The sequence below is a fragment of the Saliniramus fredricksonii genome (assembly GCF_900094735.1).
Classification (GTDB): Bacteria; Pseudomonadota; Alphaproteobacteria; order Rhizobiales; family Beijerinckiaceae; genus Saliniramus; species Saliniramus fredricksonii.
Genome location: NZ_FMBM01000003.1, coordinates 213,055 through 229,377 on the forward strand (window position 1 = coordinate 213,055; position 16,323 = coordinate 229,377).

General features: G+C 66.6%; 10 protein-coding genes. 6 read left to right on the plus strand and 4 right to left on the minus strand.

All coding sequences use genetic code 11. From position 1 onward, the window contains the following. Positions 1-8: 8 nt before the first annotated feature. From GA0071312_RS18325 to GA0071312_RS19815, 4 genes are all read right to left on the minus strand, one after another. Entirely contained in the window at positions 9-677 is a 669-nt protein-coding gene (locus GA0071312_RS18325) for a 3-oxoacid CoA-transferase subunit B (protein WP_074446470.1), read from the minus strand. A gap of 3 nt (positions 678-680) precedes the next feature. Beyond that, positions 681-1,358 carry a 3-oxoacid CoA-transferase subunit A gene (locus tag GA0071312_RS18330; RefSeq protein WP_275262376.1) on the minus strand — a complete coding sequence of 226 codons (678 nt, stop codon included), beginning with the start codon at positions 1,356-1,358 and terminating at the stop codon, positions 681-683. 136 nt (positions 1,359-1,494) lie between these two features. Then, positions 1,495-2,076 carry a phage tail protein gene (locus tag GA0071312_RS18335; protein WP_074446599.1) on the minus strand — a complete coding sequence of 194 codons (582 nt, stop codon included), beginning with the start codon at positions 2,074-2,076 and terminating at the stop codon, positions 1,495-1,497. Between the two features lie 84 nt (positions 2,077-2,160). Beyond that, positions 2,161-2,532, minus strand: coding sequence for a hypothetical protein (locus GA0071312_RS19815; RefSeq protein ID WP_131817868.1), 372 nt, complete (start codon positions 2,530-2,532; stop codon positions 2,161-2,163). Here GA0071312_RS19815 and GA0071312_RS18340 point away from each other — a divergent pair. The 6 genes from GA0071312_RS18340 (at position 2,526) to GA0071312_RS18365 (ending at position 16,254) form a co-directional block, all read left to right on the plus strand. Then, a complete protein-coding gene (locus tag GA0071312_RS18340; protein ID WP_083204740.1) occupies positions 2,526-8,945 on the plus strand; it encodes a DUF4347 domain-containing protein in 6,420 nt (2,139 codons plus the stop codon). The genes GA0071312_RS19815 and GA0071312_RS18340 overlap by 7 nt on opposite strands. Positions 8,946-9,464: 519 nt before the next feature. After that, entirely contained in the window at positions 9,465-10,961 is a 1,497-nt protein-coding gene (locus tag GA0071312_RS18345; protein WP_165604074.1) for a TolC family protein, read from the plus strand. A gap of 363 nt (positions 10,962-11,324) precedes the next feature. Beyond that, the gene (locus GA0071312_RS18350) at positions 11,325-12,098 is read left to right on the plus strand and encodes an efflux RND transporter periplasmic adaptor subunit (RefSeq protein ID WP_074446473.1); all 774 of its coding nucleotides are present in this window, start codon (positions 11,325-11,327) and stop codon (positions 12,096-12,098) included. Beyond that, complete coding sequence (locus tag GA0071312_RS18355; protein WP_074446474.1) at positions 12,095-13,453, plus strand: efflux RND transporter periplasmic adaptor subunit; 1,359 nt, start codon at positions 12,095-12,097, stop codon at positions 13,451-13,453. Before GA0071312_RS18350 ends, GA0071312_RS18355 begins: the two co-directional genes overlap by 4 nt. Continuing rightward, positions 13,453-15,651, plus strand: a complete 2,199-nt coding sequence (locus GA0071312_RS18360) for an efflux RND transporter periplasmic adaptor subunit (protein WP_083204743.1) — start codon at positions 13,453-13,455, stop codon at positions 15,649-15,651. The genes GA0071312_RS18355 and GA0071312_RS18360 overlap by 1 nt, the downstream gene beginning before the upstream one ends. A gap of 81 nt (positions 15,652-15,732) precedes the next feature. Continuing rightward, a complete protein-coding gene (locus GA0071312_RS18365; protein ID WP_165604075.1) occupies positions 15,733-16,254 on the plus strand; it encodes a DUF1176 domain-containing protein in 522 nt (173 codons plus the stop codon). Positions 16,255-16,323 lie beyond the last annotated feature (69 nt).

Genomic DNA, 16,323 nt, shown 5'->3' on the forward strand with positions numbered 1-16,323 from the left:
GCGCCGTTTCAGCCGATCAGCCGCGCCGCCGTGCGTTCCTGCAGCTCCGCCAGCGTCAGCCCCGGCACCATCTCGCGCACGACGAAACCCTCGGGGGTGACATCGAGCACGGCGAGATCGGTGTAGATCCGCTTGACCACCCCCGGCGCCGTCAGCGGATAGCCACAGCGCTCGACAAGGCGCGGACGCCCGTCGCGGGTATTGTGCTGCATGATCACCCAGATGCGCTTTGCCCCTGCCGAGAGATCCATGGCACCGCCGACGGCGGGGGCCATGTCGCTGTCACCGGTTGACCAATTCGCGATATCGCCATTCTGCGCCACCTCGAAAGCGCCGAGCACGCACAGATCGAGATGCCCGCCCCGGATGATCGCGAAGCTGTCGGCCTGGTGCACGTAGGAGCCGCCCTTGCGCAGGGTGACGCGCTGCTTGCCGGCATTGATCAGCCAGGGATCGTCCTGCTCGGGCGTGGGGGCTGGACCCATGCCGACGATACCGTTCTCCGAATGGATCACCACCTCGCGGTCATCAGGCACGTAATCGGCGATCATGGTCGGCATGCCGATGCCGAGATTGACGTACCAGCCCTCGGGAATGTCTTCGGCCACCCGGGCGGCCATTCCCTTGCGGTCGAGGGGTTGCCATGCGGTGATGCCGGTCTGCGCGGTCTCGCTCATGGATCAGACTCCTTCGGCTTCGCGCGGCGCGTGCAGCACCCGGTCGACATAGAGCCCCGGCGTGCCGATCATGTCGGGGGCGAGTTCGCCGAGATCGCGGATATGGTTGGTCTGGGCGATGGTCAGCTTCGCCGCCGTGGCCATGACCGGATTGAAATTGCGCCCGCTCGCCCGGTAGGTGAGATTGCCCCAGCGATCAGCCTCCCAGGCCTCGACGAGGGCGACATCGCCGGGCAGCGCGTATTCCAGCACGTAATCGCGCCCGTCGATCCGGCGCGTCTCCTTGCCCTCGGCGAGCCTGGTGCCGTAGGCGGTGGGGGTGAAGAAGGCGGGAATGCCGGCACCGGCGGCGCGCAGGCGCTCGGCCAGGGTGCCCTGCGGCACGATTTCGAGCGCGATCTTTCCCGCAGCATAGAGCTCCTCGAAGACGACGGAGCCGGCGCTGCGCGGATAGGTGCAGATGATCTTGCGCACCCGCCCGAGTTCCATCAGCCGCGCGAGCCCGGCGCGCCCGGTTCCCGCATTGTTGGACACGACGACGAGATCGCCGGCGCCGCTCTCGATCAGCCCCTCGATCAGCGTATCGGGCTGGCCGACCGAGCCGAATCCGCCGATCAGGATGGTGGCGCCGTCGGCGATGCCGGCCATCGCCTCGGTGAGGGTGGGAACTGTCTTGTCGATCATGGCGCCCGGTTCTCGTTGACGGCCGCTTCGCGCGGCGGCCTCCGGACGCATAGTGATCGAGGCGTGCGGCGCTGTCGACGCGCCGCACGCACAGCCGCCTTTGGTGTTTTGCCGAAGGCGGCGCGGCGTGCGATCAGCTGCGCGAGGGATAGAGTCCGTACATCGCGATGCAGAAATTCAGGCCGAGATAAGGTTGCATGATGCCGAAGGGCTGGCTGCCGCCGGCCATGCCGGTCGTGCCATGGATATGCCCGCCGGCGAGATCGACGGCGTTGCCGGAGGGATCGGCGTAGGCGGAAACATCCTGTGCCGTGATACCTGAACCTTGCTTGGCAGCGGCCAACCCTTTCCCCGGAAGAGGATTGTGGTCCGTGCCGGGCGTATCCCAGGCCTGCGTCGCTGCACTCATCGAGCCGGCATCATGGCTGTGGGCCGGCATGTTGACCTGCGTCAGCGTCACCTCGTTGGTTCCACCGTGCCAGCCGAGCTGGATCGGGTCGAGCCCGGGCCCGTGTCCGACGCCGGTGGGCGCCCGGCCGCGCAGATCGGGCAAGGCGAAGGTTGTATGCCCGTCCCCGCCATAGGTTGTTCCGATCAGCGAGAACAGGGCCTGGTTTTGCGAAATCGCGATCAGCTGTCCCGCGCAGAACGACCAGTTCTGCGGGGCGAAATCCGGCGCCCAGATCATGATCATGCTGATAAAGGGTTGATCCATCATCGTCTCCCGTGTGTCGACAGGCGCCGGCAGCGGCGCGGGCAAGGCAATCAGGCGAGCAAGGCGAATCATCCTGCACCACCATCATGATGCAATCATAGAATGTATGAGTTGCAAAATTTTTAATTGCGCAATATGCAAAGTTTTATTCAGCTTCATTATAAAATCTTTCTTTTTTGCCCGCATAAGCAATTTTTTATTGTCTTTCATGGATTCGAGACGATCCGGCGCCTTGGCATTTTCAGCGCAATGATCCATTCTGGATTGCGATTCTTGGAGGCTGACGCGATTCGCCGTTTCGGTGGCAGATCGGCAATGCGCGATTGCGGCCACCGGGCAGGGCCCCTGACGGTCGGGAGCGGTTGCAAGATGCGAGCCGGGCATCGTGACCGGCCTGTTCTGTTGCGTGCGGCGCCCGCTTGCCGGCGGCGCGATTGAGGAGATGAGCCATGGCATTGCGGCCCCACCCATCCGTAAAGGCGCAGGATCTGTTGCGATCCACCGCTCCGGCGGGCATGCCTGGCGAATCACGCAGCCTGCCGGGCGCGTTCCCGCGCGCAGCGTTCAATCTGGCGCTGGAGCCGCGCATCATGTTCGATGCCGCCGGCGCCGCCACCTATGCCGATACCGCCGAGGATGGCGATGCGGAAACCGGCGAGGCGATGACGCAGGATGAGGCCGCAGAGCCGGAAATCGTCTTCATCGATTCCGGCATCGCCGACGCACAGGCCCTGATCGATGCGATCGGCGAGGCTGCGGAAATCGTCATTCTCGACGGCGATGCTCCGGCCCTGACCCAGATCGCCGATCATCTCGAGGGGCGCTCGGATCTCGGCGCCGTCCACATCCTCAGCCATGGCGCCAATGGCGCCCTGAAATTCGCCTCCGGCGTGGTCGATTCGGGCAATCTCGCCGATTTTGCCGATGATCTTTCCCGGATCGGCGCCGCCATGACCGAGGGCGGCGATATCTTGCTCTATGGCTGCTTCGTCGCCGCCGATGGCGCGGGCCAGGCCTTCATCGATACCGTCGCCGCCGAGACCGGCGCCGATATCGCCGCCTCGATCGACCCGACTGGCGCGGATGAAATCGGCGGTGACTGGGTGCTGGAACATGCGACGGGACCCATCGCCGAGAGCGAGGTCACGACGCTGCTGGCTGCGTCGGGATTTGATGATGTGCTGACGGGGCCAGTGGCGGGGACAATGGGCTTCGGATCAAGCGAGGCCGTGCTTGGAGACGGGGCAGATGTTGCCGTCAATGCGTCTGCGTCAACACTTCTGAACGGCTTCGACGTAAGCGCTTCCTTCCGTTTTTTTCAAGCCTTGGGCGCCAATCCACCCGACACGTATGAGTTTGGCAACGGCAATGGGCGCATAGCTTTCATCAACACCGACAGTTCCCCGGCTCCGACAGCACTTGTGAGTTCCAGCGACGCCGCCTTCACGTGGATCCGATTGAATGATGGTATTATAGACGCCCGCATGGATTCCACAGACGGCTCCGCCTTCAGATTGTCCAGTCTGGACACCGTGTTCTACAGTCTCAACGCAAGCTTCACAGTCGACTGGATTGAATTCGTTGGCCTTAACAACAGTGATGAAGTTGGCACATTTCGTATCGATACGCCATCCATGGACGCGATCAACAGCATTGATTTTTCATCATCGACAAGTGGAAGCTTTGACAACATAACGGGATTTCTTATCCGATCGAGCAGCACGTTTCATTTTGATGGTGATGATTACGCGGATGTCCCTCTTCTCTACGCATCAGTTGCCATTGACGACATGGTCATCGCTGCGGCGGTGACCAATGCCGCACCCGATATCGGCGGGGTCGCGGCAGGTCAGGCGGTCAATGACGATGCGACGGTCACGCCCTTCTCCGCCGTCACCATCGCGGATGATGACGGCGACAATGTCAGCGTCACGATCGCCCTCGACAATGCCGCCAAGGGTGGCTTCACCGCCGCCTCGCTGACGGCGAGCGGCTTCGTCGATGCCGGCGGCGGCAGCTATACGCTCACATCGCGCGCGCCGGGCGATGCCCAGAGCGCCATCCGCGCCCTCGTCTTCGACCCCGCCGAAAACCGCGTCGCCCCCGGCACGACCGAGACCACCACCTTCACCATCACCGTCAATGACGGCACGACGGACACCGTCGACAATACCACCACGGTGGACTCCACCTCGATCAACGATACCTCCGTGATCGGCGGCTTCACGGCGGGGCAGAGCGTCGACGACAACGCCACGATCAGCCCCTTCACCGGCGCCACGATCAGCGACCCGGATACCAGCCAGCCCCTCACCGTCACCGTCACGCTCGACGACGCAGCCAAGGGCGTGCTGACCAATCTCGGCAGCTTCACCGATCAGGGCGGCGGCGTCTACGAGGCCACCGGCCTCGCGAACGCCGCAGCCGCCGAGAGCGCCCTGCGCGCCCTCGTCTTCGATCCCGCCGAAAACCGCGTCGCCCCCGGCGCGACGGAGACGACCACCTTCACCGTCGCGGTCTCGGACGGAGTCGCCACGGTGGACAACGACACCACCACAATCGTCTCCACCGCGATCAACGACGCGCCCACCGCCACCAACATGACGCAGGTGGTCACCTATACCGAGGATCCCGGCGGCGCCGTGGCGCTTGACGACATCGTCGTTACCGAGCCGGATGTAGGCCAGGCCGTCACCGCGACGCTCACCCTGAACGCTCCGGAAGCCGGCAGCCTCTCCACCGGCACGTTCGGCGCCGCGACCTCGAGCTACGATGCCGGCACCGGGATCTGGACGGTGACCGGCTCCGTGGCCGATGTGAACGCCGCGCTCGCCGCCGTCGCCTTCACGCCGGTCGCGAACCGGGATCAGGACGTCACCATCACCACCCGCATCCGCGATGCCGCCGATACCGGCCCCGCTGAGGGCACCATCACCCTCGACGTCACCGCCGTGAACGACGCCCCGGTCTTCACCGATCTGACCAGCAGCGCCACCTTCATCGAGGGCGGCACAGCCGTGCAGATCGCGCCGAGCGTCAGCATCGCCGATATCGAGCTCGATGCGCTCAATGCCGGCGCGGGTGATTATTCCGGCGCCGGCCTCACCATCACCCGCGATGGCGGCGCGAATGGTGACGACCGCTTCAGCATCGCCACCGGCGGCGCACTCACCGTCGCGGGCGGCCCCGATGGCGGCGGCACGGTCAGCGCCGGCGGCAACGTCATCGCCAGCATCGCCGATACCGGCAACGGCGAGCTGCAGATCAGCTTCGCGAATAACGGCACGATCCCGACCACGGCGCTCGTCACCGAGACCCTGCGCGCCGTGCAATACGCCAATGCATCCGACGATCCGCCCGCCACCGCCAGCCTGCGCTGGAGCTTCTCGGACGGCAATTCCGGAGGCAGCCAGGGCACCGGCGGCGTCGAGACCGTCACCGGCACCACCGACATCACCATCACCCCGGTCAATGATGCTCCAAGCCTGACCGCAACGGCGAGCAATCCGACCTTCATCGAGGGCGCCGGCCCGGCGAGCCTGTTCTCGGGCGCCAGCATCGACACGATCGAGGCGGGGCAGACGATCACCGGGCTGAGCCTCACCATCACCAATCTGGCTGACGGCGCCGATGAGAAGATCATCATCGATGGTACCGCCTTTGATCTCACCGATGCCACCAGCGGCCCCGTCGCCGGCGGCAACGTGGCGATCAGCGTGACCGGCTCCACCGCCACGATCAGCCTCACCGGCCTCTCCGCCAATGCCGCCACGGCGCAGACCCTTGTCGACGGGCTCGCCTATCGCAATGACAGTGACGCCCCCACAACCGGCACGCCGCGCGTGGTGACGCTGACGCAGATCACCGATTCCGGCGGGACGGCGGATGGCGGGCAGGATACGACGGCGCTTGCCATCGCCTCGAATGTCAGCCTCACCGCCGTCAACGACGCACCCGTGATCGGCAGTGTCGCGGGCGAGACCAGCGGCGTCGTGGCCGGGACCGGCCCTGCCGCGATCGGCCTTCTCGCGGATGCAGCCGTCAGCGATGTCGATACGACCGTCTTCGATGGCGGCTTCGTGCAGATCACCCAGAATACCGGCACCGCCAACGGCCATTTCGGCCTCGACGGCACCGGCGCGACTTCCGGCGGCGATGGCCAGTTTGCCGAGGGCGAAAGCGTCGCCATAGGCGGCACCGTGATCGGCACCGTTGCCACGGGCCAGGACGGGCAGGCCGGCAATGGGCTGCGTGTCGATCTCAATACGGATGCGACGCAAGCGCGCGTCGAGACGCTCCTGCGCGCCCTCACCTACGAAGCTCCCTCCGGCCTCGGCGAACGCGGCTTCACCCTCGCCATCGATGATGGCGGCGCGGATGGCGGGCCGAACGGCGACCAGTCGACCGCGACAGCCGCCTTCACCATCGAGGCCACGCCCAACCCGCCCGTCATCGCGGGCTTTGCCGGCGCCATCAACTATACCGAAGACAGCGGGCTTGTCCGCCTGAACACCGCCCTCGACGCGGTTGTCACCGACGCCGATTCCGCGAATTTCGACGGGGGTGAATTGCGCCTGTCGGTCACAGCGAACAATGTCACAGCCGAAGACCGGCTGGGCATCATCGAACAAGCCGGGGCGATCACCCTGGACGGGGCGAATGTGGAGGCGGCAGGTGTCACCATCGGCACCGTTAGCGGCGGGACGAACGGCAACGATCTTGTCGTTTTCTTCAATGACGAGGCCACGCCCGCCGCCGTCACCACATTGATCCGCGCCCTCGGCTACGAGAATCTGGATACCGCAACGCCGACCGAATCCGCCCGCACCCTCACCCTCACCATCCGCGACGCCGCAGCCGGGCCGGGCGCCGCAACGAGCGCGGCTGCGGATATCGCCGTCACCGTGATCGGCGCGAATGATGCGCCGGAACTCGGTGGCATCGCACCCGGCCCGCAGGCAACCGATGACGACAGCACCCTGACACCTTTCTCCGCCGCCACTTTAGAGGATATCGATGGTCCGGGCGTGCCCCTCACCGTGACCGTGAGCCTCGACGATGCGGCCAAGGGCAGCCTGACCAATCTCGGCGGCTTTACCGATCAGGGCGACGGCTCCTATGTCTTCAACGGCAACCAGGCCGATGCCGAGACCGCGCTGCGCGCCCTCGTCTTCACGCCGGCGGAGAACCGCGTCGCACCGGGCGATACCGAAACAACGACACTCACCGTGCTGGTGAATGACGGAGAGGCGACGGATCAGGCGCAGACGCAGATCGTCAGCACCTCGGTCAATGACGCAGCCACGCTCACCGGCATCGCCGCGACGCTGGCGCAAAACGACAACGTCACCAGCACGCCCTTCGCGTCGGCCGTGATCGCCGATCCGGATACCGGCCAACCGCTGACCCTGCGCGTGACGGTCGATGAGCCCGCTCGCGGCGGCTTCACCGCCGCATCGCTCACCAACTCGGGCTTCACGGATCTCGGCGGCGGCGTCCATGAGCGCACCGCGCCCGATGCCGCGACGGCGCAGACCGCCCTGCGGGCCCTCGTCTTCGCGCCCGTGGAGAACCGCCTCACCCCCGGTGATACGGAAGATATCGTTCTCACCGCGCGCGTCGATGACGGTGTCGCAGCAGCGGCACAGCAGAGCAGCACGGTGACGGTCACTGCCGTCAACGATCCGCCGGCGCTCGGCGGGTTCGATGACGCCAGCGTGGCGCAATCGGAAACCATCGCGCTGTTTGCCGATGTCACCATCGCCGATCCGGATCCCGGCCAGGTGCTGAGCATCACCATTGGCGCCGATGCGCTTGGCATGGGCACCTTCACGGCAGCCTCTCTGGCCGATGCCGGTTTCACCGGTACCGGGCTCGGCGTCTATACCCGTACGGGCATCCCCTCTGCTGCCGACGCGCAGGAGGCGATCCGCAAGCTGGTCTTCGTTCCCGAGCCGGACCGCCTTGATGCCGGCGAAAGCGACACGCAGATCTTCGACATCTTCGTCGCGGACGGGACAGTCACGTCGAGCGCATCCGTCACGCTGACGATCGACGGGCCGCCGCTCACGGTCGAGGCGCCCTCCGAGCCGTCAGCGCCGCCACCTTCACCACCTCGGCCGCCTGCTGCGCCTCCTCCTGCTGCGCCCCCTGCACCGCCGCCGCAAACGGTCCTGTTCGAACCGATGCAGCCGGTTTCCGCTGGAGCCTTCGCGCCTCTGCCCTCTTCCCTTCAGGCTGAACCGGCTTCTGCAGAACAGGCGGGGCCGGGCGGCAGCGAAGTGCGCAGCATCGTTCCCGGGTTCTTTATCGCGCCATCCGCCGGCATTCTGGCACCGGGCGAAGTCATTCGCGCCGAGACGCTGGTCGCACCGATAACCAGCAGCGCTGCCGATGATGCTTTCACCGTAACCCTGCCTGCCGCAACTTTCGTGGTGGCCGATACGACACTGCCGGTCTCCGTCACCGCCAGCCTTGGCGATGGCGAGGATCTGCCGGACTGGATGTCCTTCGACGCCGCGACCGGCAGCTTCAGCATCGATCCACCGGAGGGGGCTGACGGGGTTTACGAGATCGTGATCACCGCGACTTTGCCGGGCGGCGAAAGCGCGCAGGTCACGCTGACGATCTCCATTGAGGCGCAGGCAGCAGAAGCAGAGGACGCGATGCTGATCGATCCCGCCACCGCGCCCGCCGCCGGCAAGCCGGCCTTCAGCGACGTGGTCCGCGCGGCAAGCCGTGTCGGGATGGCAACACTTGTCGGGGACTTCACCACGGACGCGGTCGAATTCTGGGCAGAGCCCTTGCAAGAAGCAGCATATTCTGACGATATGATCCTGGATTACAATGATTCGCTTCTATCAGCCTGAAGCTGTATTTAGCGGAAAGTCTAACAGGTATTAGTAGCGTACGATCGCACGGTGCAATGCATGGAAACGCCCAGGCGGACCGCCTGCGCCTGCAAGGAGCGCACCGACAGTTCGGCTCCCGAGTCGCAAGGCGCTGCCGTGGCGATGGGTCCGGCTCCGCGCGCGGGGGCGGGCATTTCGGGGCGGGCATTTCGGGGGCGGGCCATGCGCAGCGGTGCTCGGGATCTGAAGCGGGTGACAGCTGCCTTCGGCGCGAGTGTCTCGCGCGGGCCATTGTACGGGTGGGTCGCAGTCGCGATCGGGGAAGTTTGGGGGCGTGTAGCCATGCGGATGAAATCGGGTTCGGTGCAATTCACAGATCGGGGCAGTTCCGCGGCCACAACAACGAGGGCGGCGTCAACCCGGCTGCGGCCGTCAGCTTTGCGCCTTCGCCCGCTCCTCACGGGGATCGCCGCTGCCACTCTTCTCGCGGGCTGCGCCGCATCGCCAGAAAGGCTCAGCCTTGCGGAACAGATCAGCGTGGCCGCCGCCGATCGCCATACGATCTATGCCTCGCAGGAGCCGATATCCGGCCCGGTCCGTCTCGAAGAGGCGATGGCGCGGGCGCTGAAATACAATCTCGATCATCGCGTCGCCTTGATGGAGCGTGCGCTGGAAGAACGACTCGGCGATACTGCGCAGATGGACCTGCTGCCGCAGCTTGCGGGCCGTGCCGGTCTGAACACCCGCGACAACATCGCCGCCTCGTCAAGTCGATCGATCGAGACGGGCCGCCAATCGCTTGAGCCCTCAACGAGCAGCGAACGGGATACGGGCACCGCAGATCTGCAGCTTTCGCTGAATGTGCTCGATTTCGGCTTGAGTTATTTCGGGGCGCAGGCCCAGGCCAACCGGGCACTTGCGGCGGAAGAGCGTCGCCGCCGCATCGTGCTCACGGTCGCCGACGAGGTCCGTAACGCCTATTGGGAGGCCGTCACCGCCGAGCAACTGGCGCCGCGCGTGCGCCGCGTCCTCGGCGAAGCGCGCGAAGCGCTCGGCTTCGCCCGTCAGGCCGAGACGGAACGGCTGATGCCGCCACTCGAGACGCTGCAGTTCCAGCGGGCCATGCTCGAAATCATCCAGCAGCTGGAAGGGCTGGAGAGCGAGCTCGCCAGCGCCCGGACCGAGCTCGCCGGGCTGATGGGTCTCCCGCCCGGCACCCGCTTCAGCCTGGCAGCGCCGCGCCACGGCGCCACGCGGCTGCCCTATCGTCTCGCCGATCTCGAGGCGGTGGCCATGGTCGAGCGCCCGGAGATCCGCGAGGAGCTCTACAATGCCCGCAATGTCGTTCTCGAAGCCCGCTCGCAGATGCTCTCGCTGATGCCGGGCGCGAATCTCTTTGCCGGCGTGAACTACGATTCCAACAGTTTCCTGCTCAACCAGTCATGGGCCGATGCCGGCATCCAGGTGACCTGGAACCTGCTGCGCCTGCTGTCCCTCCCGGCCATGCAGGCCGAGTCGGAGGCGCGCGAAGACCTCTCCGACGCGCGCCGACTGGCCCTGCGCATGGCGATCCTCACCCAGGTCAACGTCGCCTATCGGCGCTATCAGCGCGCCACGGCGCATTACGGCCGCGCAGCCGAATTGCAGAGCGTCGAGCAGCGCATCGCCGAGGCGACGCGCAGCGCCGAGGAGAGCGATGCGCAGAACCGCCTGGAACGTGTTCGTGCCGCAGCTGCCGCCGTTCTCGCGCAACGCGCGCGCAATCAGGCCTTCGCCGAGGTCAACAACGCACTCGGCGCAGTCTACGCCGCTTCCGGCTTCGATCCGCTGCCCGAGACCATCGCCGATCATGATCTCGCCACGCTGCAGGAGGCCATCGCCGCCCGCGCCGCCGAAATCGCGTCCGGACGCGCGCGCCTGCCGGATATTCCTGCCGCTGCCACCCCGATTGCCGCGCATGATCCGGCATCGGATGGAAGCACGGCCTATGCCATGCTGCCGCCGCCGAGGCCGCCACAGCCTGCGCACGAGTAGAGTGCGACAAGGCGCAACAGAGATGCGGCGATCATGCGTGACGGGCAGGACATGGATGCGGACCGGATCTTTTCTGCGACGTCACCCGGGTCCGGCCGCTCTGTCCGGGCCCGATTTTGCCGTAGCGTCGTTTCGATACGACGCGCCATTCTGATTTTTGCAATCACGTCTTCCACGCTCTGCTCCACCCTGTCAGCGCCACATGCGCAATCCGCGCCGGATAGGCCTGCCTCCGTGCAAAGCGCCGGCAACCTCCCTGTCCCGCTTCCAGGCGCAGGTGAACCGGGGGGCGACAACCCCTTCGCACCGATGACAGACGGCGCGCCACCAGCCTCCTCCACCCCCGGAGCAGCTGGTCCCGTCATGCGCGGCACCGGTTTTGAAGGCTCCGACACGAACGCTTCCGCCTTGGGCGGGCCACCGATCAGTGACCTCGCCGATTTTGCCCGGCCCGTTCTGCGCGCCCAGATCAGCCCGCGCCGCCAGACCGTGCTCTCTGCGGAGATATCCGGCAAGATCGCCACATTCCCCCTGCGTGAAGGCGAGCGTTTCGCGCAGGGCGATCCCCTGGTCGGCTTCGATTGCGCCGTCCATATCGCGCGCCGCGACCGGTCGCGCGCACAGGAGCAATCCGCGCGCCGGCGCCTTGAAACCGCCGGGCGGCTCGATGCGCTCAGCTCCATCAGCCGGCTCGAATACGACGAGACCGTCGCCGCCCTCACCGTGGCAGAGGCCGAGACGACCCTGTCCGAGATCGCGGTCTCGCGTTGCACCATCACAGCCCCCTTCCCAGGCCGCGTGGCCGAGCGGCTGGCGGAACCGTTTCAATATGTCGCCGAAGGTGAACCGATCATTGCCATTCTCGATGACCGTGATCTCGAAGTCGCGCTGATGGTGCCGTCGCGCTGGCTCGCCTGGCTGCGGCCCGGACACGCTTTCGAAGTCGCCATCGACGAACTCGAAACCACCCTGGAGGCCAGCGTGTCGCGCATCGGTGCGCGGGTCGACCCGGTGAGCCAGTCGATCCGCATCTTCGCCGCGATCACGCAGGCGCCGGAGGGGCTCATGGCCGGGATGAGCGGCGAGGCGGAGTTGCGCCCGCCCGAGCCGGATGCCGGACCCGACGGTGCGCCATGAGTGAACAGCCGCCCCGCAAGGGCATCACCCTCGCCACATTGCTCGAACTGGAAAAACGCGCCCGCGCCGCCGAGGATGCCCAGGCACTCGGCTTCCTCATGGTCAACGACACCCATCTCGTGATTCCCTACCGGCAAGCGGCCTGGTTCTGCGCCGCGACGAATCGTCTGCGCAGCCTGTCGGGTCTGGCCACGCCGGATCGCGACGCGCCCTTCACGCGCAGGCTCGAAGCCTTCTTCCGCAAGAGCCTGCGGTCGCAGACACGCACCCAGAGCCTGACGGCGGCGCGGATGGGCGCGGCTTTCGGGCCTGAGGACAGCGCGGCGTGGAGCGAGGCGCGCACGTTCTTCAGCGCACATCTGCCGGCCCAGATCGCGCTCCTGCCCTTGCGTCACAAGGATGATCTGCAGGGCGCCCTCCTGTTTGCGCGCGACGAGCCCTTCACGCGCAGCGAGATCAACGCACTCGATCATCTCGCCGATGCCTATGGCCATGCGCTCGCGGCATTGACCGGCCCGCGCCGCCGGCAGCGACGCCTGCGGCGCAGCCGTGTGATCATGCTCGCCGGCCTTCTCACGCTCACGGCGCTGCTGGCGCTGCCCGTGCGCCAATCCGTGCTCGCCCCGGCCGAGATCGTTGCGCAGCAACCGGACCTCGTGCGCGCACCGCTGGCCGGCGTGATCGAGACCGTGCATGTGCGGCCCAACGAGGCCGTCAGTGCCGGAGACCGGCTGGTCTCGCTCGACGGTTCGGAGCTCGGCACCCAGCGCCAGATCGCCCGGCAGCAGCTCAGCGTCGCCGAGGCGGAACTGCGCCAGGCCCGCCAGCAGGCCCTGTTCGATCCGCAATCGCGCGCCCGCCTCGCCGTGCTTGAGGGGCGCCGCGATCAGCATGCCGCGGAACTCGCCTTCCTCAATGAGCGCCTCACGCGCATCGACGTCACTGCCGTCCGCGACGGCATCGCCATCTTCGACGATATTGCTGATTGGGAGGGCCGCCCGGTCGCGCTCGGCGAACGCATCATGCTTCTTGCCGATCCGCAGGCACGCGCGCTGGAGATCAACCTCGGCGTCGCCGATGCGATCAATCTCGAACCTGGCGCCGATATCCGCTTCTTTCTCAATATCGATCCGGCCGATCCGGTCGCCGCCTCGCTCACCCGCGCGGGTTATCGCGCACGCGCGATGCCGGACGGCACGATGGCCTATCGGCTGCGCGCCACTCTCGATGATGATGATCCGCGCCTGCGCATCGGCTTGCGCGGGACGGCCCGGATCTATGGCGACCGCACCCTCCTCGTGCTTTACCTGCTGCGCCGCCCGATCGCCTGGCTGCGGCTGCAGGCCGGCCTGTAATGGCGACCGGGGGCACGATCGGCGCGGATGCACCGCAGCCGGGGCCGCGCATCAGCCTCGCCGAGGGGGGTGCGGGCGTCGTCGCGCAACGACTGCCGCCGCTGCGCGACGAGATCATCCTGCATCCGGGCCCGGCGGATCGCGAGGGTGCGCCCGGCTGGACTCTGGAGGATCCAGCGCGCGCGCGCTATTTCCGGCTTGGCTGGGCGGAGATCGAGATGCTCGCGCGCTGGCATCTGGGCGACCCCGCCGCAATTGCCGCCGCAGTAACACAGGAGACCACGCTCACGCTCTCGCCGGACGAGGTCGAGGCCTTCGCCCGTTTTCTCGCCGGGGCCAATCTGGTGCAGCTTCGCGGCGAGCGCGCCTTGCGCATGCTCGCCGAGCAGGCAAACGCCGCGCGCATGCAACCGCTCGCCTTCGTCTTGAAGAATTATCTCTTCATCCGCATCCCGCTGGTGCACCCGGACGGCTTCCTGGAGGCGACGCGCGGTCTCGCGGCACCGTTCTTCTCGCGCATCTTCTGGATCGCCACGCTGATCGCCGCCATGGCCGGGCTGCTGCTGGCCCTGCGGCAATGGGAGGTCTTCACCACGACCTTCCTGCATCTGTTCAGCTGGCAGGGACTTGCGGCGATCGCCATCGCGCTGATCATCACCAAGATCGCCCATGAGCTCGCCCATGCCCATGCCGCGAAACGCGAGGGGCTGCCGGTTCCCACCATGGGCGTGGCGCTGATGGTGCTCTATCCCGTACTCTATACCGATACGACCGCTGCCTGGCGCCTCACTGATCGGCGCAAGCGCCTGCGGATCGGCTATGCCGGCATGGCGATCGAGCTGGCGATCGCCGCCTGGATGACGCTGGCCTGGAGCTTCATGCCCGACGGCGCCATGCGCTCGGCCAGCTTCGTACTGGCCACCACCACCTGGATCATGACTCTGGCGATCAATCTCAACCCGTTCATGCGTTTCGACGGGTATTTCCTGTTCTCCGACCTGCTCGACATGCCCAATCTGCAGGAGCGTGCCTTCAGGCTCGCGCGCTGGCGCCTGCGCGAGGCCCTGTTCGGATTTGGCGAGAACCCGCCGGAGCGCTTCCCCGCAGGCCGCGCGCGGCTCCTGATCGTCTATGCCTGGGCAACCTGGATCTATCGCTTTCTGCTGTTTCTCGGCATCGCCCTGATCGTCTACCATTTCTTCTTCAAGGCGCTCGGCATCATCCTGATGATCGTGGAGCTGGCCTGGTTCATTGGACGCCCGATCGCACTGGAATTGCGCGAATGGTACGCGCGCCGCGCGCGCTACCGCCTCAACCGCAACACCCTCGTCACACTCGGCACGGGCCTCGCTCTGGCGGCTTTATTTCTGATGCCGCTGCAATGGGCGATCCACGCCCCGGCCCTGTTGCGGGCGGAACGCCAGACGCAGATCTTCGCGCCGGCGGATGCGCTGCTCGTCACCGATAATGCCGCCTTCGGCGCGGATGTCGCGCAGGGCGAGGTGCTGTTCAATTTCGCCGCACCCGACATGGCGCATCGCCTCGACGAGAATGCGCGATCCATCGCGCTGTTGCGCTGGCGCGCAGCAATGGATGCGGAGGCGTCCGGCGCGCGGGTCGATCGCGCGGCCCTGTGGCGGGAACTCGAAGGCGCGCTGGCCGAGCGCGCAAGCCTCACCCGGGAGGCCGAACGCCTGATCCTGCGCGCCCCGCATGCGGGACGCATCGTCGCGCGTGACCCTGAAACCGGCATCGGCGACTGGATCGGCGCCGGTGAATGGCTCGCCACGCTGATCGTCCCGGATGCGCCGCTGGTCGAGGCCTATCTCGGTGAGGCCGATCTTGCCCGTGTCGCGCCGGGCAGCATGGCGGTTTTCTATCCGGCTGCGCCGGCGCGCAGCCCCGTCGCGGTCCGCATCACCGAGATCGCCGATACCGCCACTGCCCGCCTCGCCTCGGCGCCAGAACTTGCCTCGGTTCATGGCGGCGGCATTCCCGCCCATGCGGGCGAGGACGGCCCCGTCCCCGATGGCGCCGTCTACCGCGTGCGCGCACGGCCAGACCCTGCCGAGCACGGGACCGGGATGACCGACATGGCCTTGCGCGGTACCCTGAATCTGCAAGGGGAACGCCGCTCGCTCGCCGCGCGCAGCTGGCGTGCCATCCGCGCTGTGCTGATCCGCGAGAGCGGCTTTTGAAACGTGGTTCCCGCACGTGTTGTCGTGCATCATCCGTTCCGGATCTGACGAAGAGAAAGGGCCGAGGCAATGAAACGCGTCATGTTGCTGCTCACAGGGCTCGTCGCCTGCAGCCCCGCATGGGCGAAAACCGTGCCGGAAGCATCGGGCCTGCCGGCTGCGGTGGTCGCGGCTGCGCTCGCCGAGGCGGATTGCTCCTGGCCCCCCGAGGATGGGGCGGTCGTCTCCCGACCGGCGAGACCGCTCGGTGAGGCATTGATGCTGCTCGAGATTCCCTGCTGGCAAGCCGCGTATCAGGCTGGCAGCATCCTCATGGCCTATGATCCGGAGGCTCCCGAAGAAGCCCGCCTGCTGCGCTTTCCCGTACCGGATGGCGACGGCTTCACCGAGAAGCCGAGCCTCACCTTTCCCGATTACAATCCCGAGACGCGGCAGATCACCAGCCTCCATCGCGGCCGTGGCCTTGGCGATTGCGGCAGCGCCGGCCGCTGGCAATGGACCGGCGAAGCCTTCGCGCTGCAGAGCTATTGGGAGAAGCCGGATTGCGACGGAAAGCTGTTCGCCCCCTTCAGCGCGCCGGAGGCGTGGCGGGTCTACCCGTGACGGGGGAATGCGTCGCAGCGGCAAGGCTCTCGGCGATCAAGGTGGGGCTGTTGAAGAATGCTGCAGATC